This window comes from Massilia sp. LjRoot122, assembly GCF_964252725.1.
Lineage (GTDB): Bacteria > Pseudomonadota > Gammaproteobacteria > Burkholderiales > Burkholderiaceae_D > Telluria.
In genome coordinates this window covers 1806566-1828949 of the sequence record NZ_CAXUPB020000001.1, presented here as the reverse complement: position 1 = coordinate 1828949, position 22384 = coordinate 1806566, and the positions used below count along the sequence as shown (strand labels likewise).

Genomic DNA, 22384 nt, shown 5'->3' with positions numbered 1-22384 from the left:
GGCGGACGATGCCATTATTGCAGGGGCGGCGCGCGCACGTCGCACGCGCCGCTTCCTACTCAAGCGCGAATCTCAGCTGTTCTCTGGCGGCGTCTTCGGCTTGGCTGGACGGCGGCCGCGGGCGGCCGGTTTGCGGGCCGGCGCCTTGTGGGCCGGACGGGCGGCCTTCTTGCGCGCCTTGGCCTCGGCGCCCTCTTCCTCTTCCGCTGCGGGCAGGTTCTCTACCTCAGCGGCCGGTGCATCGGCGGCGCTGTCGAGCGCCACGGTCGGTGCGGGCAGTGCGGCAGCTTCGGCGTCGGCAACTGCTTGGGCAGCGTCCGCCGCCTTCTTGGAAGCCGTCTTGCGCGGCGCGCGGCGGCGTTCCTTGACCGGGGCCGGGGTCGGCTCCACAGCGACTTCCTCCGCCGGCGCTTCTACCGGGACTTCAGCGGCAGGCACGGCTGCCGGTTCCTCGGTGACGGCCGGGGCGCCCAGATCTGCGTCCGGCGCGGTCAGCTCGGGCACGGACGGCGCTGCCTCACGCGCTCCGCCGCGGCGTCCGCCACGACCGCGGCGGCTGCGCTCCGGCTTGGCTTCCTGGACCGACGCTTCCGCGCCTTCCTCCACGGCTGCGCCTTCCTCGTTCTCCATGGCTTCCGGCACCACGACCAGCTCCGGCGCCGGCATCGACACCGGCGCACCGGCGCTGCGGTACACATAGGTACCGGATTTTTCGTCGCGGCCGAATTCGAACAGGCCGCGGGTCTGCGCTTCTTCCAGCAGGTTGCCGAAGGTGCGGAAGCCGTAATAGGTCTCCGAGAAGTCCGGACGGCGGCGCTTCAGGGTGTCCTTCAGCAGCGAGGCCCAGATCTTGCCGGTGTCGCCGCGCTCGGACACCAGCGCATCGAAGGTCTCGACCACCATCTCGAGGGCCTGCACCTTGCGCGCTTCCAGTTCTTCCTTGCGCTTGTCGTCGCTCGGGCGGCGTGCCGCGGGCTGGCCGCGGCGGGCGTCGAGTTCTTCCTTGCGCTTGGCGGCGGCGCGGTTCTTTTCACGCACCAGGTCGTCGTAGAAGATGAATTCGTCGCAGTTGGCCACCAGCAGGTCCGAGGTCGACTGCTTGACGCCCACGCCGATCACGCGCTTGGCGTTCTCGCGCAGCTTCGACACCAGCGGCGAGAAATCCGAATCGCCCGAAATGATGACGAAGGTGTCGACGTGCGACTTGGTGTAGCACAGGTCGAGGGCATCGACCACGAGGCGGATGTCGGCCGAGTTCTTGCCGGACTGGCGCACGTGCGGGATTTCGATCAGCTCGAAGTTCGCTTCGTGCATCGGCGCCTTGAAGGTCTTGTAGCGGTCCCAGTCGCAATAGGCTTTCTTGACCACGATGCTACCCTTGAGCAGCAGGCGCTCCAGCACCGGCTTGATGTCGAATTTTTCGTAGTTGGCGTCGCGGACGCCGAGCGCGACGTTTTCGAAGTCGCAGAACACCGCCATGCTGATGTTGTCGGAGGAAGCCATGTTATTGCTTTCAGATAATAAAAGGACAAACTGACCGCGATTATACGCAACCCGCCGCCACGTGGCGCCGCACGCACGCCTGGCCTGATTGTGTCATGGCGATGATTCGCTTTTATAATTGTCTATTCTCAACGGCCCGACAGGTTTGACCCATGCTCCCGCCATCCGTCTTCGAGTCGGCCTTCAACAGTTCGCCGATCGGCAAGTATCTGCTGTCCCCGACACCGGAGGCCGTCATCCTCGCCGTGAACGACGCCTTCCTGAACGCATCGTCGCGCCGGCGCGAGGACCTGGTGGGCGTCAGCCTGTTCGTGGCCTTCCCCTCGGACCCGGACGACCCGGCGCGCACCAACGAGATGGAGTTGCGGGCCTCGCTGGCGCGGGTGCGCGAGACCGGCCGGCCGGACACCCTGCCGGTGCAGCGCTACCCGATTCCGGTCACGGGTCCCGATGGCGCCATCAGCTTCGAGGAAAGGTTCTGGAGCGCCCACAGCGCGCCGGTGTTCGGCCCGGACGGCGCCCTGGCCTGCATCGCCCACACGACCAAGGACGTCACCGAGCAGATCCGCTCCGAGCGTGCCCTGCGCGACAGCGAGAGCCGCTTCCGGGCACTGACGACGGCCGGCCAGGTCGTGTACCGGATGAACGCCGACTGGAGCGAATTGCGCGAGCTGGACGGCCGCGGCTTCCTGAAGGACACCGGGCAGCCCCAGTCGTTCTGGCTCAAGGACTACATCCCGGACGACGAGCAGGGGCGCGTGCATGCGGCCGTGCTCGAGGCGATCCACGACGGCAGCGTCTTTGAACTGGAACACCGGGTGCGCCGCATCGACGGCAGCGTCGGCTGGACCCTGTCGCGCGCGGTACCGATGCGCAATGCGGAAGGCCGGGTAGTCGAGTGGATCGGGGCCGCCAGCGACATCACCGAACGCAAGGTGGCCGAAGAGAAGCTGCGCGAATCGGACCGCCGCAAGGACGAGTTCCTGGCGATGCTGGCGCACGAACTGCGCAATCCGATCGCACCGATCAGCGCCGCGGCCGCCCTGCTGCAACGCATGAAACCGGACGAAGCGCTGGTGCGCCGGACCAGCGAGATCATCGCGCGCCAGGTCGGCCACATGACGGCCCTGATCGACGACCTGTTGGACGTGTCACGCGTCACCCGCGGGCTGGCGGAGCTGGAGCGCGTGCCGGTCGACCTGCGCACGGTGCTGCAGGACGCGGTGGAACAGGTCATGCCGCAGGTGGAGGCGCGCCGTCACGCGCTGACGCTGGCGCCGCCACCCGGGCCGGTCATGGTCATGGGCGACAAGAAGCGGCTGGTGCAGGTGGTGGCCAACCTCCTCAACAACGCCGCCAAGTACACCCCGGAAGGCGGGCGCCTGGCCCTGCGTTCCCATGCCGCCGGCGGACAGGCCTGCATCGAGGTCAGCGACAACGGCATCGGCATGGCGCCCGAGCTGACCGGCCGGGTGTTCGAGCTGTTTGCCCAGGCCGAACGCAGCGCCGACCGTTCCATGGGCGGCCTCGGGCTGGGACTGGCGCTGGTCAAGAGCCTGGTCGAACTGCATGGCGGCTCGGTTGCCTGTACCAGCCCGGGACTGGGCCAGGGCAGCAGCTTCTCGGTCTGCCTGCCCTGCCAGGCCGCCCTCCCTGCCGACCCGGCGCCGGCAGCGGATGAGCGCGCCACGCATCCGAGCGCAGGCACCTCCCCCCTGCGCGTGCTGGTGGTGGACGACAACGTCGATGCCGCCGTCACCCTGGCGATGGTGCTGGAGGCTGCCGGACACCAGGCCCAGGTCGAGCATGACGCCCACGCCGCCCTCGCGCGCGCGGGCCGGACGGCGCCGCAGGTCTGCCTGCTCGACATCGGCCTGCCCGAGATGGACGGCAAGGAACTGGCGCGCCGCCTGCGCGCCGAGCCAGGCACGGCCGGCGCCGTCCTGGTGGCCGTCACCGGCTACGGCCAGGAAAGCGACCGCCAGCAGATCATGGCGGCCGGCTTCGACCATCACCTGGTCAAGCCGGTCGACATGGCGCGACTGCATGCGATCCTGGCCACAGCGGCTCAGCTCACCAAAGAAGCACTTCCCTAACGCAGCAGGCCCATCGTCTCGGGGCGCAGGCTGGCCGCCTGCGCGCGGGCTTTTGCTACGCCCGCTGGCTGGCCGCTCAGGGTCGGCGTACCGAGTTCGCGGATCGTGATGCGCTCGAACAGCTGCGTGGCCTTGCCGGTCGAGTCGCGCACGCGCACGACGATGTTGAAGTCGCCCTCGGACGTGTAGGTGTGGCTGGCACGCACCTCACCCTTGCCGCGGTATTCGCGCAGTGCCACCGATTGCGGGCCGCTGCCGTCGCCCCAGTCGACCGTCGCGGTATGGGTGTCGCCCGGATTACGGTCGCGGAAGGACAGCGTCAGGTCGAGCGGCTGGTTCAGGCGTGGCTGGGCATGCTGGATCGGTCCCAGCACCGGCGCATCGGTTCCGCCGTTTGGACGCAGCAGCACCACCCCGACGTTGGAATTGGCGAGGATGTCACCATTGTTCGAGATGGCGAGCCCGGACGTCAGCACCAGGCCGGACGGCGGGTTGTGCAGGCGCGTATTCAGGTCGACGGCACCGCCGCTGCGCGTCCAGCGATACGCGATGTTCAGGCCCAGGGTACGCTGCCCCAGGCCGACGACCGCGCCGCTGTCGTTGACGTCGTTGGCCTCGGACGCGACCAGTCCGCGCGGGTGAAGGTCGATTAGCCCGCGCGCGCGGGAGAACAGGAAGGCACGTGGTATATCGCCGCTGGCGCTGTAGTTGCGGCCGACCACTTGGCCGATCTCGTTGAGCCCGTGCGTGATGGTACGCGTGCCGACGCGTGCCACGCCTTTTCCCGGACTCCACAGGAAGGCGCTGATGGCCGGGCCCAGTGTGTCGAGCATCCCTGCAATATCACCGCGGTTGTTGGTGTACGAAGCGAAGGCGTAGCTGCTGCCGAAGGAGCCCAGGTTCGTTGGACGGCCGGCGGCATCCCAGACCAGCACGTTCCCTACCCCGCTCGCCAGGTCTCCGAAGCCGACCGTGACGTTGTTGTCGTTGATGTCGCTGGCGAAGCTCTGCCCGATACCAGCGGGAGCAGCCAGCGGAATCAGGCGGTTGGTCGCCGTCCAGCGCACGGCCCGGTAGGCGCCGTTCTCGTTCGCCAGGGCGGACCTTCCGACAATTTCCGAGCGGTTGTTGATGGCGGAGATGAAGGTCGGGCCGTCGCTGCTCAGGCTCGCCAGCGGCACCAGGCCGCGCGAGGCCGACCAGCGGAAGGGCCGGAACGGGGTGCTTCCCGCGGGTTCGACCAGGCTGGCGGCGAAGGCGACTTCGCCTTTGTCGTTCAGGTCGCCGAGAAGATCTGCACCGCTGTTCGGCGGCGACAGCTCGATCGTGCGCGTACCGTCGAAGTAGCCCACGTGCAGCAGGCCATCGATGCCGAAGTACTCGAACGCGGCCTGGCCCCGCGCATTGATGTCGGCGATGAAGCCGAAGTCCCCTCCTCCGAGGTTGACGATGCCATAGACATCCTTGCCGGCAGGGCTGCCGGCCTTGTGCTGCTCAGGTGCCTCCGGCGTGGCACTGGTCCCGGCGGCTGCCGCCGTCGCCAATGCCAGCAGGGCTGTTGCCGTGGAAATCCGCCCGATCGAAAAAGTCTGCATGTTTGCCTCCGCTAGTGTGCCCATGCGCCCGCATGAACAGGACCAATGTAGGTCGCCCGCACGGCAGGCAGGACGAACTGGCGCAAACGCGCGCGCCGACCACAGCGACGCGAACGGAGGCAGGTGGCAAAAGGGCTTGCGCGCCGAACATACCTTGCTGGAAGGCGATGCCCGGATTCAAAGCCGCGCCAGCGTAGCGTCGTCCGGCGCGCCGTCGAAGTACTTGTCGATGCAGGCCTGGAACACCGCCTCGTCGGGGGCGACGTCGGCGAACAGGGTCATCGATGAACGGAACTTGAGGTCGTCGGGATGGCCGAAGACCTCTTCGGCAGAATCGCTGGCGAGCGCCGCCACGATGCGCGCGCATTCGCGCAGGCGCGCTCCGAGCACGGGGTGGGCCAGGTAGGCTGCCGCTTCGTCGCTGGAAGCGAGCGCGTAGCGCTGCGCCATCTCGCTGCGGCCGAGCCCGGCGATCTGGGGAAAGATGAACCACATCCAGTGGCTGCGCTTGTGGCCTGCGCGCAGTTCGGCGAGCACCGTGGAATACACCGGGTCCTGCGCCCGGACGAAACGCTCCAGGTCGAATTCACTGTCCATGTTGGCCCCTCCTGATCGCATCGATGTTACAACTTTGAGATTGTTTGCTAAAGTGCGTTCCATAGGACGCGCCAATGGACACCCACCACCTCTCCCTGCTGCTCGTACGCGACATGCCGTACGGGAAATATAAAGGCCGCAAGATCGCCGACTTGCCCGGCCACTACCTCGGCTGGTTCGCCCGCGAAGGTTTTCCCCATGGCGAACTGGGCCAGTTGCTGGCCCTGATGTACGAACTCGACCATAACAACTTGCGCACCCTGCTGGATCCGCTGCGGACAGGCTGAAGCGGCGCTGCGTCAGGATGGGCCAGGCGCGCCGCGTGCACGCTCGCGCATGCCGTCGATCGTATCGACCACGTCGCGTACCCGGAAAGGCTTGATCAGGATACGGCTGATGCCGCAGGCGCGCAGTACCTGCAGCAATTCGGCGTTGCAGGATTCGACCAGCACCGCGATCGGGATCGAGGGCGCGCAGCGGCCCTGCCCCAGGCGAATCTGCTGGATCAGGGCCAATCCCGCGCTGGACTCGAGGGCTACGAGCGACTCGACCGCGATCACCGCCCCGTCGAAGCGGCGCAGCGCGCAGAACTGCTGCGCCGTCGGGTAGGCGGCGGCTTCCGTCACCTCCGCCGTGCCGAGGCTGCGCACGGTCAGGGCCACGGTCCGCCGCAGCAAATTCACAGGCTCGACCAGCAAGAGCTGGAAAGAAGCATCAGTCATCGTCATCGGGCCGCTTCGTGCTGAGCTCGATGACCGCCAGGTCGCGCAAGCTCTCCAGGATGGCCTGCTCGACCGGATCGAGCGTGCGCGGACGGGTATCGATCAGGCACAGGGTGCCGATCGCCAGCCCGTCCCCGCACAGCAGCGGGGCGCCGGCATAGAAGCGGATGTGCGGCGGACCGGTGACCAGCGGATTGTCGTGGAAACGTGGATCGAGGGAGGCGTCCGGCACCATCAGGATCGCGTCGCTGGCCAGCGCATGCCCGCAGAAGGAAACGTCGCGCGGCGTCTCGCAGGCGTCCAGGCCGACACGCGCCTTGAACCACTGGCGGTCGGAGTCGACCAGGCTGATCAGGCAGATAGGGACGGCGAATTCGGTGGAGGCGAAGTCGACGATCCGGTCCAGCCGGCGCTCGGGCGGCGTGTCGAGCAGCAGCAGCTCATGGAGCAGCGCGAGGCGCTCCTTCTCGTTGGCGGGTAGAGGGGGCTTGATCATGGAGGGCGTGGATGCGCACGGGTGTTTGCCGAAAGGCCCATTCTAGCCCATCGCCATCCCGACCAAAACCTGAGGCCGGCAAGGTATTTATTCACCATGAATAGACGAGCTTCCAGTACTACGGGACACTAGGGTGCACAGCGTCGGTATCGCACATTCAACAGAGGAACCATGAAAGACATCAGAGGACTGATAGCCGCCACTTCCGCCATCTTCTGTGGACTCGCGGGCCCGTCCCATGCCGCCGGCACCGACAAGATCACGCCGGTCAAGGCGGCCGCCGACGCACCAGGGATGATCAGGTTCGACAGTTGCGCCCGTCCGGTCTACCCCGAAGAGGCCTCCAGTCAGAAGCAAGAAGGGACGGTCACCCTGCGTTTCCTGATCGGCTCGGACGGCAAGGTCAAGCAGTCGCGGCTGGTCACGTCCTCCGGCTATCCGGCACTGGACGAGGCTGCCGCTGTCGGGCTCTCGAAATGCAGTTTCAATCCGGCTGTGAAGGATGGCAAGCCGGTCGACGCATGGACCGCCGTTCAGTACGTCTGGAAAGCGGAATAAGGCCAAACGATGAGGAATCCGGCTGACCGTTCCCGCCCGCTCACGCGCGCCACCGCGGTGCAGCGCATGCGGGCCCGCCTGCTGCGCGACAGCTTTCCCCGGGTGCAGATGTTCATCCTGGTGTCGCTGACCGGACTGGCAGGCTTCGGGGCATCGGCGGCGATGCTCCTCGTCGGGGTGGACGCGATGGCGCTGCGCTACCTGCTGGCCATGGGCGTCGCCTACATCGTCTTTCTGCTGCTTCTATGCTTATGGCTGCGCACGAGCGCGGCCGATTACATGGACATCGGCGCTTATGAAGGGCCCGCCGAGGGAAGAGTCACCGAGGATTTCCTTGGCGGTGGCGGCAGCTTCGATGGCGGCGGCGCCAGCGGCAATGTCGATTTCGCTACGCAGGACAGCGCCATCGACAGCCTCGTCGAAAAACCGCTCGAGGTCGTGACGAGTGCCGACGAAGGCACGATTCCCCTGGCCGTGATCCTGCTTGCCCTCGGCATTGCGCTGTCCTCCCTGTTCGTGGTCTGGTCGGCGCCGATCCTGTTTGCCGAGATCCTGGTGGACGCCCTGCTGGCTACGGGCCTGTACCGGCGCCTGCGGGTGCTGGAACCACGCCACTGGATGGTCGGCGCGGTGAAGCGCACGCTACTGCCCTTCGTCCTGACCACCCTGTTCGTCGCCGGCGCAGGTCTGGTAATGCAGGCCTATGTGCCGGGAGCCAGGTCGCTGGGCGAAGTGCTCGCCAGCCCTTGAATGCTTGAACCAACAAAGGCAAGAAATGAAGAATCCGTTGAACGCACTACGCCTGCCGGGCTGGCTCATGGTCTCGGCGCTCGGCACAGGCCCTGCGTGGGCAATGGGTGAAGACGCGCCGCCGGATGCGCGCAAAGCGCGCTACGACGCGACATGCGCGTTCATCGTCGACGAAGTCCGACGCCTCGACCGGCTCCTGGAGCAAGGAATGGGCAATGATGTGCTGGAAAAGGTCCTTCCGGAAAGCGGCGCAAGCCTGTTCCGGCGCGAAGCTGAGGATCTCCGCATCGACTACATCATCACGGCTGGCGGCAAGACCATCGTCGAGCGGGCGGAACTGGGACCGAAGCATATCGGCAAGCGGCTAACTGCAAGCTCGCTCCGGAACAAACTGGGCCTCACGCAAGACCTTCCTCCGACCTGGAAAACCGCATGCGACCGCCTTGCGCTGAGCGTCACGCGAAAAGGCAATGCCATCACCGCGATGACGATCGAGGCCGATATCGACTGGTAGCCCGGGCGCTAGCCCGCCACCGCCACCTTGCACACCTGCTGCGGCAGTGTCGCGGCAGCGCTGCTGCGCAAGCTCGTTGCCGCTCCCTCGAACTGGAAACCAGCCGCTTCATGCAGCTCCCAGGCGCCCTCGCCCAGCAGGCGCAACACATGGGTGTGGTGGCGCAGCACCGCGGCGCGGTGCGCGATGCTGACCAGGGTGGTGCCGCTCTCGCGCAGGCGCCCGTACAGCGAGGCTTCGTTGCCGCCGTCGAGCGCGCTGGTCGCCTCGTCTAGGATGACGATCTTGGGCCGGTGCACCAGCACGCGGCCGAAGGCCAGGCGCTGCTGCTCGCCGACCGACAGCAGCTTTTCCCAGTCCTGCACGGCGTCCAGGCCGCCCACGCGCTCGGCCAGGCGCGGCAGGTGGACCTGCTCGAGTATCTCCAGCAGGCGCCCGTCATCCAGGCTTGCATGCGCGCTGGGATAGATGAGCTGGCTGCGCAGGGTGCCCGGCTGCAGATAGGGTTGCTGGGGCAGGAAGAAGCAGTCTTCCACCGGCGGATGCTGGATCACGCCGCCGCCGCGGGTCCACAGACCGGCGATCGCGCGCAGCAGCGAACTCTTGCCGCAGCCGCTCTCGCCGGTGATGAGCAGGGCGTCGCCCGGATTCAGGGCCAGGCTCAGCTCCTTGATGAGCACGCGGTCGGATTGCGGCGGATATAAGGTCAGGGATTCCAGCGCCAGCTGTGTGCCCGCACGCCGCTGGATGCGCGCATCCTGCTTCCCGGCTTGCGCCGCCGGCGCCGCGCCCGGCAGGACGAGGGCGGACAAGGCCTGCAGGCGGCCGATGCCCGCGACGAAACGGCTCAGGCTTTCGAAGTTGTCGACGATCACGCCCACGGCGCCGAGCACGGCCGTAAAGGCCCCGGCCGCCTGGATCGCCCGTCCCACTTCCAGCTGGCCCGACAGGACGCCGTCGGCCAGGATCACGCCCGGCAGCACGAGGGTCAGCTGGCTGAAGCTGCGCTGGAACAGGTTGAGGGAACGCTGCTTCCTGATCAGCCGCGCGAAATTGTCGATCACCTGGCTAAACTTGCTGTCGATGTGGGCGCGCTCCTGTGCCTCGCCGCGGTAGAAGGCGATCGATTCGGCGTTTTCGCGCAGGCGCATCAGGCTGAAGCGGAAATCGGCCTCGCGCCGCAACTGCCAGAAGTTCAGGTGGATCAGGGGCGTACCGAAGACCCAGAGGGCGATCACGGTACCTGCCAGCGCATACACCGCCAGCACGCCCACCAGCAGGTGCGAGATCGACCACAGCACGGTGCTGAAGGCCACCAGCTGCATGAGCGAGCCCAGGAAGATCAGCAGGAAGTGGATCGACCTGCCGGTGAAGGTGTTGACGTCTTCGCTGATGCGCTGGTCGGGGTTGTCGATCTCGCTGCCCGACCCGAGCTCGTAGTACTTGCGCCCCTTCAGGTAGCCGTCCAGGAAGCGCCCGGTCAGCCAGCGCCGCCACTGGTTGGCGAAGACGTCGCGCATGTAGTAATAGAAGGCGTAGGTCGGCACCGCGAAGGCCAGCACGAACAGGCAGGCCCGCACCGAGGTCCAGAAGCGGTCGCCGTCCTTGCCGGCCAGCGCCGAGGTCATTTCGCCGGCCTGCTCGTTCAGCATGACCGCCAGCTTGGTCTCGACCAGCATCAGCACGATCAGGAGCAGCAGCAGGCTCCAGGCCCTGCGCTTTTCGTCGCCCAGCCAATAGGGTTTGGCGACGCCGACGAACTGCTTCCATGCGGCGAGCGACAAGGGGGGTGCCCGGCGTGCTTTCTCCGGCGCCGCCGCGTCCCGGTCGGGCGCGGCGGCGGTACTGGCGGGGGGCGGCGTGTTCATGGTGGGTCGTGGTTGCCTGATTAACGCTTCCAGCATACGCCCGGGAATGAAGCTGTTCAGTGCGGAAACGGACATAGCGCGGCTTCCAGGCCGGGGCCCCCGCACGGCAGTGTCGGATTTCCGGTAAACTACGCGCTTACTGCAATACGCTCCAGACCAGACAAAACGCCATGTCCACCCCATCCGCCGTCCCCGACCAGCTGCTCGATTACGTCACCTCGTGCGCCCTGCCGACCCCCTGGGCGCAGTTCACGCTGCACGCCTTCGTCGAGCATGGCAACGGCAAGGAGCACCTGGCGATGGTGCTGGGCGATATCGGCGACGGCGAGCCGGTGCTGGCGCGCGTGCATTCCGAATGCCTGACCGGCGACGTGCTGTTCTCGCAGCGCTGCGATTGCGGCGCCCAGCTCGAGGGCGCGCTGCAGCGCATCGCCGAGGAAGGCCGCGGTGTGTTGCTCTACCTGCGCCAGGAAGGGCGCGGCATCGGCCTGGTCAACAAGATCCGCGCCTACCGCCTGCAGGAAGCCGGCGCCGACACGGTCGAGGCCAACCTGCAGCTGGGCTTCCATGCCGATGCCCGCAACTACGAGCTGTGCAAGCCGATGCTGGCGCAGTTCGGCGTGCGCAACCTGCGCCTGATGACCAACAACCCGCGCAAGATCGACGCCCTGACCCGCCTGGGTATCCAGGTGACCGAGCGCGTGCCGCTGCTGGTCAACCGCAACGCCTTCAACAACAGCTACCTGAACACCAAGCAGGCCAAGCTGGGGCACATGATGGGCTCCGTCGAAGCGGCGGCGGCCGAACCCGGCACGAACTGACCTAACGCGCGCGCGGACGCTCTGTCCGGTGGCAAGATAGTGCTTCCTTCTTGCCAATGATCGGATTGAATGAAACGGACCGCCGCCGCCTTCCTGCTCTTCTGCCTGACGGCGGGCGCAGCCACGGCGCCGCCTGAGCGCAGCACCCGGCCGCCGCGCGCCGCCGCGGCCGTTCCCGCGCCGCCTCCGCACCTGCCCGAGTCGGCGCCGCCCGGCGCCATCCCGCCGGCACCCGCGCCGGGCGAGGTCGACGCCCAGGACGCCCTGCCGCCGCCCTCCTCGGCCGCCCAGGACCTGTACTCCTCGGCCAGGGGCGACCTGCTGCAGATCCGCATGCTGCTCAAGAACGGGCGCACCCAGTCCACCGTCGGTTCCGGCTTCTTCGTCGGCACCGGCAAGCTGGTCGTCACCAACTACCACGTGGTGTCGCAGATGGCCCTCGACCCCGATGTCTACACCGCCGAGTACGTCGATACCGACGGCAACAGCGGTCCGGTCGAACTGCTGGCCGTCGACGTCCTGCACGACCTGGCCGTGGTGCGCGTCAACCGCGCAGGGAGCGGCTTCTTCAAGGTCCCCGAGCGCCCGGTGCGCCTGACCCAGGGCCAGCGCCTGTACTCGCTCGGCAATCCTCTCGACCTCGGCTTTGCGATCTCGGAAGGCGCCTATAACGGCATCGTCACCCGCAGCTTCTACGACCAGCTCATGTTCGGCGGCCCGATCAATTCCGGCATGAGCGGCGGCCCCAGCGTCACCGGCAACGGCACCGTGGCCGGCGTCAACGTGTCCAAGCGGCGCGACGGCGAATCGGTCAGCTTCCTGGTGCCGGTGAAGTACGTGCAGGAGCTGCTGCGCAAGGTGGACAGCCAGCCGGCGCCACCGAAGGATTTCAATCCCCTGATCGCGGCCCAGCTGCTGGAGCACCAGCGCGCCATGGTCGACCGCCTGCTCGACGAGCCGCTGGCGATCAAGAGTATGGGGCCCTACCTGGTGCCGGTGCGCGAATCCGGCCAGTTGCGCTGCTGGGGGCGCTCGAACGTGAAGGCCGAGACCGCGTACACCCTCGATGCGATGAGCTGCGCGATGGAATCGGCCATCTACGTGTCCTCGTCGCAGCAGACCGGCCACGTGGCGATGACCCACCAGTACATCCGTTCCGACAACCTGGCCCGCCTGCCCTTCGCGGCCCTCGCGAGCCGGCTGTTCCGCACCGATACACTGGGCAGCGCATGGGACCAGCGCCTGACCAAGCCGGTGTGCAGCGAACGCTTCGTACACACCCGCACCCTGCCGCTGCGCGCGGTGACCTGCGTACGCGCCTATCGCAAGTTCGAGGGCCTGTACAACTTCACGCTGCTGACGGCCAGCACCAATGCCGCCGAATCGAGCCTGCAGAGCCGCCTGGACGTGTCCGGCGTCTCCTACGACAACGGCATGCGCGTCACGCGCGCCTTCCTCGGCTCCTTCGGCCGCAACCTCAGGCGCGCGCCGCCGCCCGAAGGCAAGCCATGAAGGGCCCGTGGACGGTCGAGATCCTGGCCCGCAACGGCGAAGTCCTGCACCGGCACCGCGCCGCCAGCCTGCCGATCCGCGTCGGCCGCGCCTACGACAACGACTTCATCCTCGACGACGAATACGCCGCCGCCCACCATGCCGTCATCGAGGAAGGGCCGGACGGCGCGCTCTCGATGCGCGACCTCGGCACGCGCAATGGCCTGAACCACGGCCGCAAGCGGGTGCAGCAGCTGACCCTGAGCGGCGACACCGTGGTGCGCATGGGCCACACCTCGCTGCGCGTGCGGCCGGCCGACTTCCCGGTGCCGGCCGAGCTGCGCGACCGCACCATGCACGGCTGGGAGGGCCTGCTGCCGGGGATCGTGGGCGTGCTGCTGGCAGGGCTGGTGGCCCTGCTGGTGACCTGGCTGTTCGACGCCCAGCCCTTCGAGCTGCTGAACTACGTGCTGGCCCCGGCGGCCGGCATCGGCGCGGCGCTGCTGTGGAGCAGCCTGTGGGCCTTCCTGAACCGCCTGTTCGGGCGCTATACCCGGCTGGGACGGCATCTGTTCATCTTCGGCTGCGGCATGGCGGCCCTGGTGGGTTTTCGCCTGCTGGCCGCCGTGATCGCCTATGCCTACTCGCTCGAGTGGCTGACGCGCTACGGCTCGCACGTCGCGGTGGCGACCGTTGCGGGGATCATCTACTTCCACCTGGCGACCATCAAGCCGCCGCTGCGGCGGCGCCTGCGCGCGGTCTGCGCGGTGGGCGCCGTGCTTGCTTCCTGCCTGGTCCTGATCGTGAACCAGCAGCGCCACGGCCGCGTCGCCGACGAGTTGTACATGGCGGTGCTGCTGCCGCCGGAGCTGCGCGCCAGCCCGGATGCGACGGTGGCGGACTACATGGCCGGGGTCGAGGACATGCGCGCGGAGCTGGACGCCGAACGCGGTGCCCAGACGGAAGACAACTGAGGGAACCCGGCGCCCCTCTGCGGCCACTGTCCGGACTGGCGCGGCAGCGCCCGGATGGGCGCTGCCGACCTTGGTTAAAGCTTCAGGGTGGGCTCAATGCGTCGGCGCGCCGGCCGGGCGGCCGCCCGGTTGCTGCCCTTCCTTTCCCGCACCCGGCTGCGGGCGCTGCGCATCAGCCTGAGCGCCCGGCGACGGGCGCCCCTCGCCGTTCGGACGCATGAAGGGATCGTCGATGTTGCGGATCGCTTCCTGCTGGCTGCGGATGCTGCGCTCGGTTTCCTCGGCACCCGTGCGCGCCACCTCGTCGACCAGGGCGCGCGCGGTGCGGGTGGTGTTCTGCACGTGCTGCTCGGTCACGCGCGCCAGTTCCACCTGGGCGTCGGCCGCCAGGCGCGCGGCGTGCTGCTGGTAGGAGCGCAGTTTCTCGGTGGTGGGCTGGGCCCGCGTCGAGGCCGCGCTGAGGATGCTGGACTGGCGGTCGGCGCTCAGCACCTGCTGGCCGGCCAGCGTGCCTTCCTCGACCAGGGTCTGGACCAGCTGGATGTTCAGGTCGCACATCTGCTGGAAGGAGTTGAACATCGATTTGGACATGTCGTTCAGGAAGGCGGTCTGTGCGTCCATATGGGAACGCACCGCCGGGGTCACGGATTGCGGAAAGAAAACCATGCTTAGCCCTCGTTGTCTGTTTGGATAGGAATAACAAGCGGACACGCCACGGCCCGGCAGTTGGGCCCCGGCGCGAAACTAGAAGGCTAAAGCCGCAGTCAGGCCAGCGATTGATGTGAACCAAACGTGCGCAGGTCCGACCCGTAGGGCGGTCCCTTGAGCTCGACCGTATTGCGCTCGGGGTCGAGCAGGTAGATCGACGGGCCCTCGCCTTCCGCGCCGTAGCGCGACTCGACCGGGCCCGCGGGCACGCCGTGCGCGTCCAGGTGGCGCCGGATCGCGGCTTCGTCGAAAGGCTCGACCCGCAGGCACAGGTGGTCGAGGTTGCGTCCGCCGATGCCGGGCGCGGCCCCGCCTTCACGGCCCAGCCTGCTGTTCACCGGCACCAGGTCGATCAGGGCATTGCCGGCGCGCAGCTGGATCAGCCCGAGATCGTCGAGGCGGCGCTCGACATGGCAGCCCAGCACCTCGCCATAGAAGGCGATCATGGCGTCGAGGTCGGCGACGCGCAGGACGATGTGGTCGAGCCCGCGTACAGCGATCGGGCTGCTACCTGGCATGGCGCTCGACCCAGGCGGCGAAGCTGTCGATGAAGGTCTGGAAAAAGGCACGGCTGGCATCGTCGACCAGGCGCTCGCCCTCGTACTTGCCCGCCACCATGCCGACATAGGCTTCCGGCGCCGGCATGCAGGGCATGTCGAGGAAGGGCAGCATCTGGCGCAGGTGGTGGTTGGCGCCGAAGCCGCCCAGGGACCCGGGCGAGACGCTGACGATGGCGCAGGGCTTCCCGGTCCAGGCCGCCTTGCCGTAGGGACGCGAGCCGACGTCGACCGCGTTCTTCAGGGCGCCCGGCACCGAGCGGTTGTATTCCGGCGTACAGAACAGGATGCCGTCGGCCTGGCGGATGCGCTCGCGGAAGGCCGTGAAGGCGGCGGGCGGATGCTCGGTCTCGTCGTCCTGGTTGTACAGGGGCAGGTCGCGGATCTCGACGATCTCGAGCTTCAGGCTGGCAGGCGCCAGTTCGATCATCGATTGCGCCACCTTGCGGGTAAACGAGTCCTTGCGCAGGCTGCCGACGATGACGGCGATATTCCTTATGGCCATGGTGCTCCTTTCGGGTTCGGTCGCAAAACCCGATGGTAACCATTTTTACATGGGCGTGCTGTGCAGACGATCCGGCCCGGATCCCGGGCCTGCGCCGCTTCATGCGCCTTGCCTGGAGGCCGTGACAAACCACGCATTTCCGGGGCACTTGCCCACGCTATAGTGGCCGCATGCCTTCCGTGAAGGCACAATTCACTGCCAGGAAGAAGAGCAAGCTCAGCCATGACGCCACGAAACAAACTCCGCACCGCCAACGCCCTGATGCTGGTCGGCATCCTGCCGCTGCTGGTCGGCATTTACTGGATGGTCGCCAATTTTCCCGAGCTTTCCTCCGACGGCTCCCAACGACGAAGCCAGATCGCCGATGCCCTGCTCCTGTTCGGCAAAGTGATTTTTGCCTACGTCTTCGCCGTGCTGGTCAGTGGCGGCGGGCTGGTATGGTCGGCCCTGGTCGCGGGGCGCGAGAACGGAACGCAGGTGTTCGCCGCCCGGACCATCCGGATCCTCGTCTGTGTGGTGCTGCTCGTGCCCGCGGTATTGCTGAGCCTCTGATCGGCTCATGAAGCTTCAGAGCCGCAGGCGCTTGCGCTCGCCGAGAAAGCGCGTCAGTGCGGCTTTGCTCATGACGACCACCGGATCGCCATGCCAGGCATACAGGAAAGGCGCGCCGCCCAGCCGGTCGGTCAGCTTGGCCGAGATCAGGAAGCGGGTGCCGACCGGATAACGCTCGGGATCGCTGAGCGCGCGCGAACACTGCACCCGCAGGGAAGTCGCATAGGCCTGGCCCGAGACCGGACGGATGCCTGCCCGCCCGGTCCTCGGATCGACAAAGGATTCGACCGCCACCTCGCGATAGGCCCAGGCTTCGCGCGCCATCGGTTCAGCCCTTCGCTGCCGCCAGCGCGGCCGGACGCGCGATCTTCGCTTCGCGGATCGGCAGGTTGACCAGCGCGGCCGCCAGGGCCAGCAGGATGTCCGCGTACCACATCCACGAATAGTCGCCGAAGCGCACGAAGGACAGGCCGCCCAGCCAGGCGCCGAAGAAACCGCCGATCTGGTGTGACAGCAGAGTGAAGCCGAACAGCGTGGCCAGGTAGCGCATGCCGAACAGCTTGCCGACCAGGCCGGCGGTCGGCGGCACCGTGGCCAGCCAGGTGAAGCCGAGCGCGCCGGCGAACAGGTAGAAGGTCAGCGCAGTCTTCGGCGCCAGCAGGTAGACCACGATCAGCACGGCGCGGCTGGCATAGATGATCGCCAGCAGCGACTTCATGCGGTAGCGGCTGGCCAGCGCGCCGGCGGCCAGGCTGCCGGCAATGTTGAACAGGCCGATCAGGGCCAGCGCGGTGGCCGAAACCCCGGCCGGCAGGCCGCACAGGGCGACTTCCTGCGGCAGGTGGGTGACCAGGAAGGCGATGTGGAAACCGCAGGTGAAGAAGCCCAGGTGCAGGCACAGGTAGCTGCGGTCGCGCATGGCCTGGCGCAGCTGTTCGGTGAGCGTGATGCCGGGCGGCACAGGCGCTGCGGCTGTTGCCGCGGCCGCCACGGGCGCGGGCTGGGCCGGCTTCTTGCGCATGCCGAGCGCCAGCGGAATCGTGAGCAGGGTCGTGGCCGCCATCGTCAGCATCGCCGCCACCCAGCCGGCGCCGGCGATGATCGCCTGCATCAAGGGGGCGAACACGAACTGGCCGAAGGAGCCGCCGGCATTGATGAAGCCGGAAGCGAAGGCGCGCCGCTCGGCGGGCAAACGCTGGGCGGTGGCGCCGATCAGGATCGAGAAGCTGCCCGCTCCCGCGCCGGCGGCGGACAGCAGGCCCATGGTCAGGATCAGGCCCCATTCGGTATCGACGAAGGGGGTGGCGGCGGTGCCCGCGGCCAGCATGATGCCGCCGATGACGATGACCTTGGCCGGACCGTACTTGTCGGCGATGGCGCCGAAGACCGGCTGCGATGCGCCCCACATGAGTTGGGCGACCGCCATCGCGAAGCTGATGCTGGCGATGCCGAGGCCGGTGGAGGTATTGATCGGCGACAGGAACAGGCCCGTGGTCAGGCGCGCGCCCATCGTGATCATCAGGATCGTGCTCGCGGCCAGGATCAGCATCCAGGCCGCGCGCGGCGACATCGTGTTGTGCTCGTTCGACTGCGTCATGTGCGGTTCCTCCCGGGATGGGCCGATTGCCCATTCGGGGGATTATAGTGCATATGCACGCACATGTCAGAGGATCAACTCAGCCCGCTTCCGCGGCACGGATCAGGATTGCCACCGACTCCGCGGCCATGCCCTCTTCGCGTCCGAGGAAGCCGAGTTTCTCGTTGGTCTTGGCCTTGATGTTGACCTGCTGCGGCGACACGCCCAGGTCTTCGGCGATGCGCGAGACCATCTGCGGGATGTGCGGCGCCATCTTGGGCTGCTGGGCGATGATGGTCGCGTCGATGTTGCCGATGGTGTAGCCGGTGGCGACCACGCGGTGCGCCACTTCGCGCAACAGGGTGCGCGAGTCGGCGCCCGCGAACATCGGGTCGGTGTCCGGGAAATGCTTGCCGATGTCACCCAGGGCGGCGGCGCCCAGCAGCGAATCGATGATCGCGTGCAGCAGGACGTCGGCGTCGGAGTGGCCGAGCAGGCCGAGGCGGTGCGGGATGGTCACGCCGCCGACGATGAGCTTGCGCCCTTCGACCAGTGCGTGGCAGTCATAGCCGGTCCCGATGCGGAACGGCGGAGTGGGATTCCAGGATGCTTGTGCCATAGTTATTCAGATGTCGGTTTCGGTTCGGTTCGGAAAGCTGCCAGGTAGATCTCGGCGATGCGGATGTCGGCCGGCAGCGTGACTTTGAGGTTGCGGGGATGCCCTTCCACCAACTTGGGGGCCAGTCCCAAGGCTTCAACCGCGCTGGCGTCATCGGTAATCGCGGCAGGATCGGTCGCGGCGTCGAGCGCGCGGCACAGCAGCTGGTAAGGGAACATCTGCGGGGTCTGGGCCAGCCACAGGCCATCCCTCGACACGGTCGCCACCTCACCCGCCACGCTGCGCTTGACGGTGTCGACTACCGGCAGCGCCAGCAGCCCGCCGGCCGGGTGCTCACCCGTTTCGACGATCAGGCGCTCGATCAGTTCCGCATCCAGTCCCGGACGGGCCGCATCGTGCACGAGGATCCAGTCCCCGGCCGCCACGCTGCCGTGCAGGGTGCGCAGGCCGTTGCGAATCGACTCCATGCGGGTGGCGCCGCCGCAGCGCAGCACCGTCACGCCCTCCGGCGGCACGAGCGCGTCGATGTAGGGGTCATCAGGACTGACCACCACATAGGTGTGGGCGATCAGGGGACTCGAGCGGAAGGCATCGATGGTATGGCGCAGCATCGGCTTGCCGGCGATGTGCAGGTATTGCTTGGGGCTGCCGGCGGCCATGCGGGCGCCGACCCCGGCTGCCGGTAGCAACGCGTAGTAGGACGATACTGCTGGCTTGGTCATTATTGCTTGCGTTTTTGTACAGGTCGAAGCAAGGACTGTACCTCACCTCCGCAAACCTTGCCGAGGCGGGCATATTCCTGCGGCGAATCGATGGCAGCCTGCAAGCCCTCGACCTTCGCCATTTCGCTTTTAATATAGGGCATCCAGCCGCGGTCGATTTCGCGCTGGAGCAGGCCTTGTGCCTGGCCGGCGCGCGCATACAGCGGTTTGTCCTCGAAACGCCGGGCGAGCGCGAGGCGTACCCGGGCCTCGGCCCTGGGCAGGTAGTCGAGGTAGGCGTTCAGGTGGCGCATCTCGTGGGCCAGCACTTCTTCGTAGGTACAGGAGCCGGGCCGGAATTCGCGGCTGACATAGACCACGATCGGCGGATAGTAGAGCTTGATCTCGATGTGGGGCGCGATGCACTCGTAGCCGCTGGCCGGGTCGCTCAGGAGGCGCCCGCCGACGTTGATGCTGACGACCGACTCGGTGCGCGTCAGGCCCAGGACGACCTGACCCGGGCGTGCCCTGCCCTTCATGAGGGTCAGGCCGCGATAGCCCACGGTGTTATCGATGCGAAAGCCGTTCTGGGTGCCGGTCAGCACCGACAGGGTCTCGCCGATGCTGTCCTCGCAGCGCGCCTGGAAGTCGGTACGCGGCGCCGCCGCGGCAGCCAGCGCCCAGACCCACAGAACGAGCGCCAGCCAGGGCTTCATGCCTCAGGAAGGATCCCAGGCGCCCGACAGGATCTTCTCGAGCCAGAAGCTGCCGATGATGGTTTTCACGTCGGTGATCTCGCCGCGCTTCACCATCCCGAGCAGCTCGGGCAGCGTGACGCTGAAGGTCTCGAGAAACTCGCCCTCGTCGAGCTTCTGCTCGCCGGCAGTCATGTCTTCGGCCAGGAACAGTTCAAGATGCTCGTCGGAATACGCGATGGCATTGTGGATGGTGCAGACGAAACGCCACTTCGCGGCCGTATAGCCGGTTTCTTCTTCGAGCTCGCGCTTGGCGCAGTCCAGGTGGTCTTCGCCCGGATCGATCTTCCCGGCCGGGAACTCGATGAAGACTTGCGAATTGGGATAGCGGAACTGGCGTTCCAGCAAAATGCGGCCGTCGGGCAGCAGCGGCAGGATCACGACGGCGCCGGGGTGGCGGATGAATTCGCGGTGGGTGACCGAACCGTCCGGCAGCTTGATCCGGTCGCGTTCTACTTTGAGGAAGGGGCCGTCATACACGACGCCCCCATCGATGCGGGTTTCACGCAAATCCGACATGCAGTCTCCAGTGTGGTCTGCCAGGAATGGCAGGGACGAAGGAAATCAGGCGCGGCGTTTGCGCAGGTAACGCAGGACGAAACCGGGGAACGCCAGCACCAGGAACAGGCAGCCGGTGATCGCATAGAACTCCCAGTTCTGCGCGAAGGCGGCGCCGATCCGGGATTCCAGCATGCGAGCCAGGAAGCCGACGACGAAGTATAAAACAATTAATTCGAGCAGGCGCAGCGGGAGGGACTTCGTGCGCTTGGAGGAGGTGCCGTCACCGGCCGTGCTGGTCTTCAGTGGAACAAGACCGAACACGCGCTCGGTGAGGAAAGGCAGGTTGGCGGCCGCGATGGAGATCGCGACCACCAGCCAGACAGCCAGGGAAGAATCCACTGAGCGCTTACTTGGCGAGGGTTGCCTGCATGGCGCTGTAGCACACCGCCAGCAGCCAGCCCGGGACGATACCCAGCACGACCACGGCCACGCCGTTGAGCGACATCACGACGCGCATGTCGGTCGGGGTGTGGATGGCGGCGGTATCGGCAGCCTCGTCGAACCAGATGGTCTTGACGATGCGCAGGTAGTAGAAGGCGCCGACCAGCGAGAACAGCACGGCCACGACCGACAGCCACACCATGCCCGCGTTCACGACCGCCTGCAGCACGGCCCACTTGGCCATGAAGCCGACCATCGGCGGCACGCCTGCCAGCGAGAACATCAGCACGGTCATGACGATCGCGAACCACGGCGAACGCTTGCCCAGGCCCTTGAAGTCGGCGATGGTTTCCGCCTCATGGCCGGCGCGCGCCAGCATCATGATCAGGCCGAAGCTGCCGACCGTGGTCAGGACGTAGGTGATGGTGTAGTACATCGCGGCGCTGTACGAAGCGGCGGCATCGCTGCTGTCGCCGTTGACCACGCCAGTCATCATGCCGAGCACCACGAAGCCCATCTGGGCGATGGTCGAGTAGGCCAGCATGCGCTTGATGTTGGTCTGGGCGATCGCGGTGATGTTACCCACGGCCAGCGACAGCACGGCCAGCACCAGCAGCATCTGCTGCCAGTCGAAGGCCATGGAGCCCAGGCCTTCCGGCAGCAGGCGGATCACCATGGCGAAGGTCGCCAGCTTCGGTGCGCCGCCCAGCAGCAGGGTGACGGCGGTCGGGGCGCCCTGCACCACGTCCGGGACCCACATGTGGAAGGGAACCACGCCCAACTTGAAGGCCAGGCCGGCGACCACGAACACCAGGCCGAACACCAGGATGTTGCGGTTGGCATCGGCGGTAGCGCTGACCTGGCTGATGACGGTCAGGTCGAGCGAACCGGTGGCGCCATAGATCATCGACATGCCGTACAGCAGGAAGCCCGAGGCCAGTGCGCCCAGGATGAAGTACTTCATCGCGGCTTCGGTCGACACCGCATGGTCGCGGCGCAGGGCCACCAGGGCGTACAGCGACAGCGACATCAGTTCCAGGCCCAGGTAGAGCGACAGCATGCTGTTACCCGAGATCATGATCATCTGGCCCAGCATCGAGAACAGCGCGAGCACGTAGAACTCGCCGCCCAGGTTACCGGACATCATGGCGCGGTCGTTTGCGTACTGGCGCGAATACACCAGGGTCATGGCAGTGGCCACGTAGGTGACCAGCTTGAGCAGGTTGGACATCGGGTCCGCCACGTACATGCCATTGAAGGTGTACACGGTGGCGCCGGCGTTCATGTCGGCGAAGGTGAGCACGCCGCAACCGGCGATGGCCAGCAGGCTCAGCACGTAGGTCAGGTTGCGCCTGCCCTCCTTCAGGAACATGTCGATCAGCAGGATCGCGGAAGCCGCGATCAGCAGGAAGATTTCGGCATAGACCGGCGCCAGGTTGGTGTCGGTCGCTGCTAACAAAGTGGAGTTCATTTCGTTCATGGCA

The 22384-nt window shown here is 66.9% G+C and carries 26 protein-coding genes; 9 read left to right on the top strand and 17 right to left on the bottom strand.

Annotated elements, in window-relative coordinates:
- Positions 1-72 precede the first annotated feature (72 nt).
- The gene (locus ACSQ25_RS08095) at positions 73-1503 is read right to left on the bottom strand and encodes an NYN domain-containing protein (RefSeq protein WP_436105187.1); all 1431 of its coding nucleotides are present in this window, start codon (positions 1501-1503) and stop codon (positions 73-75) included.
- Positions 1504-1655: 152 nt separating this feature from the next.
- On the opposite strand from ACSQ25_RS08095, the gene ACSQ25_RS08090 reads away from it, so the two are divergent.
- The gene (locus ACSQ25_RS08090) at positions 1656-3599 is read left to right on the top strand and encodes a hybrid sensor histidine kinase/response regulator (RefSeq protein WP_436105186.1); all 1944 of its coding nucleotides are present in this window, start codon (positions 1656-1658) and stop codon (positions 3597-3599) included.
- Here ACSQ25_RS08090 and ACSQ25_RS08085 read toward each other — a convergent pair.
- Both ACSQ25_RS08085 and ACSQ25_RS08080 read right to left on the bottom strand, forming a co-directional pair.
- Positions 3596-5194, bottom strand: coding sequence for a PKD domain-containing protein (locus tag ACSQ25_RS08085; RefSeq protein WP_436105185.1), 1599 nt, complete (start codon positions 5192-5194; stop codon positions 3596-3598). The genes ACSQ25_RS08090 and ACSQ25_RS08085 overlap by 4 nt on opposite strands.
- Positions 5195-5371: 177 nt before the next feature.
- Positions 5372-5791, bottom strand: a complete 420-nt coding sequence (locus ACSQ25_RS08080) for a DUF1810 domain-containing protein (RefSeq protein ID WP_436105184.1) — start codon at positions 5789-5791, stop codon at positions 5372-5374.
- A gap of 74 nt (positions 5792-5865) precedes the next feature.
- On the opposite strand from ACSQ25_RS08080, the gene ACSQ25_RS08075 reads away from it, so the two are divergent.
- The gene (locus ACSQ25_RS08075; protein WP_436105183.1) at positions 5866-6078 is read left to right on the top strand and encodes a DUF3820 family protein; all 213 of its coding nucleotides are present in this window, start codon (positions 5866-5868) and stop codon (positions 6076-6078) included.
- Positions 6079-6090: 12 nt separating this feature from the next.
- On the opposite strand, the gene ACSQ25_RS08070 is transcribed toward ACSQ25_RS08075, so the two are convergent.
- Both ACSQ25_RS08070 and ACSQ25_RS08065 read right to left on the bottom strand, forming a co-directional pair.
- Positions 6091-6519, bottom strand: a complete 429-nt coding sequence (locus ACSQ25_RS08070) for a response regulator (RefSeq protein WP_436105182.1) — start codon at positions 6517-6519, stop codon at positions 6091-6093.
- Complete coding sequence (locus tag ACSQ25_RS08065) at positions 6506-7009, bottom strand: GAF domain-containing protein (RefSeq protein WP_436105181.1); 504 nt, start codon at positions 7007-7009, stop codon at positions 6506-6508. Before ACSQ25_RS08065 ends, ACSQ25_RS08070 begins: the two co-directional genes overlap by 14 nt.
- A gap of 171 nt (positions 7010-7180) precedes the next feature.
- Between ACSQ25_RS08065 and ACSQ25_RS08060 the strand changes: the two genes are divergently transcribed.
- The 3 genes from ACSQ25_RS08060 to ACSQ25_RS08050 are packed head-to-tail and all read left to right on the top strand — an operon-like array spanning position 7181 to position 8831.
- Positions 7181-7567 (top strand): energy transducer TonB, encoded by a 387-nt coding sequence (locus ACSQ25_RS08060; RefSeq protein WP_436105180.1) that lies wholly within the window; start codon positions 7181-7183, stop codon positions 7565-7567.
- A gap of 9 nt (positions 7568-7576) precedes the next feature.
- Positions 7577-8317 (top strand): hypothetical protein, encoded by a 741-nt coding sequence (locus ACSQ25_RS08055; protein ID WP_436105179.1) that lies wholly within the window; start codon positions 7577-7579, stop codon positions 8315-8317.
- A gap of 25 nt (positions 8318-8342) precedes the next feature.
- A complete protein-coding gene (locus ACSQ25_RS08050; RefSeq protein WP_436105178.1) occupies positions 8343-8831 on the top strand; it encodes a hypothetical protein in 489 nt (162 codons plus the stop codon).
- 8 nt (positions 8832-8839) lie between these two features.
- Here ACSQ25_RS08050 and ACSQ25_RS08045 read toward each other — a convergent pair whose 3' ends face one another.
- A complete protein-coding gene (locus ACSQ25_RS08045; protein WP_436105177.1) occupies positions 8840-10699 on the bottom strand; it encodes an ABC transporter ATP-binding protein/permease in 1860 nt (619 codons plus the stop codon).
- A 170-nt stretch (positions 10700-10869) separates the two neighbouring features.
- Here ACSQ25_RS08045 and ribA point away from each other — a divergent pair, with 170 nt between their 5' ends.
- From ribA to ACSQ25_RS08030, 3 genes are all read left to right on the top strand, one after another.
- Positions 10870-11520: a GTP cyclohydrolase II gene (ribA, locus tag ACSQ25_RS08040; RefSeq protein WP_436105176.1), complete on the top strand. Its 651-nt coding sequence runs from the start codon at positions 10870-10872 to the stop codon at positions 11518-11520.
- A 69-nt stretch (positions 11521-11589) separates the two neighbouring features.
- Positions 11590-13032, top strand: a complete 1443-nt coding sequence (locus ACSQ25_RS08035; protein WP_436105175.1) for a S1 family peptidase — start codon at positions 11590-11592, stop codon at positions 13030-13032.
- A complete protein-coding gene (locus tag ACSQ25_RS08030) occupies positions 13029-13985 on the top strand; it encodes an FHA domain-containing protein (protein WP_436105174.1) in 957 nt (318 codons plus the stop codon). The genes ACSQ25_RS08035 and ACSQ25_RS08030 overlap by 4 nt, the downstream gene beginning before the upstream one ends.
- A 93-nt stretch (positions 13986-14078) precedes the next feature.
- Here ACSQ25_RS08030 and ACSQ25_RS08025 read toward each other — a convergent pair whose 3' ends face one another.
- From ACSQ25_RS08025 to ACSQ25_RS08015, 3 genes are all read right to left on the bottom strand, one after another.
- Entirely contained in the window at positions 14079-14606 is a 528-nt protein-coding gene (locus ACSQ25_RS08025; protein ID WP_436105173.1) for a phasin family protein, read from the bottom strand.
- A gap of 143 nt (positions 14607-14749) precedes the next feature.
- The gene (locus tag ACSQ25_RS08020; protein WP_436105172.1) at positions 14750-15211 is read right to left on the bottom strand and encodes a VOC family protein; all 462 of its coding nucleotides are present in this window, start codon (positions 15209-15211) and stop codon (positions 14750-14752) included.
- A complete protein-coding gene (locus tag ACSQ25_RS08015; protein ID WP_436105171.1) occupies positions 15201-15755 on the bottom strand; it encodes an NADPH-dependent FMN reductase in 555 nt (184 codons plus the stop codon). Before ACSQ25_RS08015 ends, ACSQ25_RS08020 begins: the two co-directional genes overlap by 11 nt.
- A 222-nt stretch (positions 15756-15977) precedes the next feature.
- On the opposite strand from ACSQ25_RS08015, the gene ACSQ25_RS08010 reads away from it, so the two are divergent.
- On the top strand, positions 15978-16307 hold the full coding sequence (locus tag ACSQ25_RS08010) for a hypothetical protein (protein ID WP_436105170.1): 330 nt from the start codon (positions 15978-15980) through the stop codon (positions 16305-16307).
- Between the two features lie 15 nt (positions 16308-16322).
- Here ACSQ25_RS08010 and ACSQ25_RS08005 read toward each other — a convergent pair whose 3' ends face one another.
- The 8 genes from ACSQ25_RS08005 to nuoN form a co-directional block, all read right to left on the bottom strand.
- Positions 16323-16631 carry a hypothetical protein gene (locus ACSQ25_RS08005; RefSeq protein ID WP_436105169.1) on the bottom strand — a complete coding sequence of 103 codons (309 nt, stop codon included), beginning with the start codon at positions 16629-16631 and terminating at the stop codon, positions 16323-16325.
- A gap of 4 nt (positions 16632-16635) precedes the next feature.
- Entirely contained in the window at positions 16636-17904 is a 1269-nt protein-coding gene (locus ACSQ25_RS08000) for an MFS transporter (protein WP_436105168.1), read from the bottom strand.
- 79 nt (positions 17905-17983) lie between these two features.
- Positions 17984-18502, bottom strand: a complete 519-nt coding sequence (gene ispF / locus ACSQ25_RS07995; RefSeq protein ID WP_436105167.1) for a 2-C-methyl-D-erythritol 2,4-cyclodiphosphate synthase — start codon at positions 18500-18502, stop codon at positions 17984-17986.
- A gap of 2 nt (positions 18503-18504) precedes the next feature.
- A complete protein-coding gene (ispD, locus tag ACSQ25_RS07990; RefSeq protein ID WP_436105166.1) occupies positions 18505-19224 on the bottom strand; it encodes a 2-C-methyl-D-erythritol 4-phosphate cytidylyltransferase in 720 nt (239 codons plus the stop codon).
- Positions 19224-19919, bottom strand: a complete 696-nt coding sequence (locus ACSQ25_RS07985; RefSeq protein WP_436105165.1) for a hypothetical protein — start codon at positions 19917-19919, stop codon at positions 19224-19226. The genes ispD and ACSQ25_RS07985 overlap by 1 nt, the downstream gene beginning before the upstream one ends.
- Before the next feature lie 3 nt (positions 19920-19922).
- The gene (locus tag ACSQ25_RS07980) at positions 19923-20477 is read right to left on the bottom strand and encodes an NUDIX domain-containing protein (protein WP_436105164.1); all 555 of its coding nucleotides are present in this window, start codon (positions 20475-20477) and stop codon (positions 19923-19925) included.
- Between the two features lie 45 nt (positions 20478-20522).
- Positions 20523-20858: a DUF2818 family protein gene (locus ACSQ25_RS07975; RefSeq protein ID WP_436105163.1), complete on the bottom strand. Its 336-nt coding sequence runs from the start codon at positions 20856-20858 to the stop codon at positions 20523-20525.
- A 7-nt stretch (positions 20859-20865) separates the two neighbouring features.
- Positions 20866-22380 (bottom strand): NADH-quinone oxidoreductase subunit NuoN, encoded by a 1515-nt coding sequence (gene nuoN / locus ACSQ25_RS07970; RefSeq protein ID WP_436105162.1) that lies wholly within the window; start codon positions 22378-22380, stop codon positions 20866-20868.
- Positions 22381-22384: the final 4 nt, after the last annotated feature.

Bases quoted from the DNA above. Each gene is read 5' to 3' on its own strand.
- ribA (WP_436105176.1), top strand. From the start codon at position 10,870: ATGTCCACCCCATCCGCCGTCCCCGACCAGCTGCTCGATTACGTCACC.
- ACSQ25_RS08030 (WP_436105174.1), top strand. From the start codon at position 13,029: ATGAAGGGCCCGTGGACGGTCGAGATCCTGGCCCGCAACGGCGAAGTC.
- ACSQ25_RS08035 (WP_436105175.1), top strand. From the start codon at position 11,590: ATGAAACGGACCGCCGCCGCCTTCCTGCTCTTCTGCCTGACGGCGGGC.
- ACSQ25_RS08070 (WP_436105182.1), bottom strand. From the start codon at position 6,519: ATGACGATGACTGATGCTTCTTTCCAGCTCTTGCTGGTCGAGCCTGTG.
- ACSQ25_RS08025 (WP_436105173.1), bottom strand. From the start codon at position 14,606: ATGGACGCACAGACCGCCTTCCTGAACGACATGTCCAAATCGATGTTC.
- ACSQ25_RS08085 (WP_436105185.1), bottom strand. From the start codon at position 5,194: ATGCAGACTTTTTCGATCGGGCGGATTTCCACGGCAACAGCCCTGCTG.
- nuoN (WP_436105162.1), bottom strand. From the start codon at position 22,380: ATGAACGAAATGAACTCCACTTTGTTAGCAGCGACCGACACCAACCTG.
- ACSQ25_RS08010 (WP_436105170.1), top strand. From the start codon at position 15,978: ATGACGCCACGAAACAAACTCCGCACCGCCAACGCCCTGATGCTGGTC.
- ACSQ25_RS08000 (WP_436105168.1), bottom strand. From the start codon at position 17,904: ATGACGCAGTCGAACGAGCACAACACGATGTCGCCGCGCGCGGCCTGG.
- ACSQ25_RS08075 (WP_436105183.1), top strand. From the start codon at position 5,866: ATGGACACCCACCACCTCTCCCTGCTGCTCGTACGCGACATGCCGTAC.
- ACSQ25_RS07985 (WP_436105165.1), bottom strand. From the start codon at position 19,919: ATGAAGCCCTGGCTGGCGCTCGTTCTGTGGGTCTGGGCGCTGGCTGCC.
- ACSQ25_RS08080 (WP_436105184.1), bottom strand. From the start codon at position 5,791: ATGGACAGTGAATTCGACCTGGAGCGTTTCGTCCGGGCGCAGGACCCG.
- ACSQ25_RS08005 (WP_436105169.1), bottom strand. From the start codon at position 16,631: ATGGCGCGCGAAGCCTGGGCCTATCGCGAGGTGGCGGTCGAATCCTTT.
- ACSQ25_RS08095 (WP_436105187.1), bottom strand. From the start codon at position 1,503: ATGGCTTCCTCCGACAACATCAGCATGGCGGTGTTCTGCGACTTCGAA.
- ACSQ25_RS08050 (WP_436105178.1), top strand. From the start codon at position 8,343: ATGAAGAATCCGTTGAACGCACTACGCCTGCCGGGCTGGCTCATGGTC.
- ACSQ25_RS08020 (WP_436105172.1), bottom strand. From the start codon at position 15,211: ATGCCAGGTAGCAGCCCGATCGCTGTACGCGGGCTCGACCACATCGTC.
- ACSQ25_RS08090 (WP_436105186.1), top strand. From the start codon at position 1,656: ATGCTCCCGCCATCCGTCTTCGAGTCGGCCTTCAACAGTTCGCCGATC.
- ACSQ25_RS08065 (WP_436105181.1), bottom strand. From the start codon at position 7,009: ATGATCAAGCCCCCTCTACCCGCCAACGAGAAGGAGCGCCTCGCGCTG.
- ispD (WP_436105166.1), bottom strand. From the start codon at position 19,224: ATGACCAAGCCAGCAGTATCGTCCTACTACGCGTTGCTACCGGCAGCC.
- ACSQ25_RS08015 (WP_436105171.1), bottom strand. From the start codon at position 15,755: ATGGCCATAAGGAATATCGCCGTCATCGTCGGCAGCCTGCGCAAGGAC.
- ACSQ25_RS08055 (WP_436105179.1), top strand. From the start codon at position 7,577: ATGAGGAATCCGGCTGACCGTTCCCGCCCGCTCACGCGCGCCACCGCG.
- ispF (WP_436105167.1), bottom strand. From the start codon at position 18,502: ATGGCACAAGCATCCTGGAATCCCACTCCGCCGTTCCGCATCGGGACC.
- ACSQ25_RS08045 (WP_436105177.1), bottom strand. From the start codon at position 10,699: ATGAACACGCCGCCCCCCGCCAGTACCGCCGCCGCGCCCGACCGGGAC.
- ACSQ25_RS07980 (WP_436105164.1), bottom strand. From the start codon at position 20,477: ATGTCGGATTTGCGTGAAACCCGCATCGATGGGGGCGTCGTGTATGAC.
- ACSQ25_RS08060 (WP_436105180.1), top strand. From the start codon at position 7,181: ATGAAAGACATCAGAGGACTGATAGCCGCCACTTCCGCCATCTTCTGT.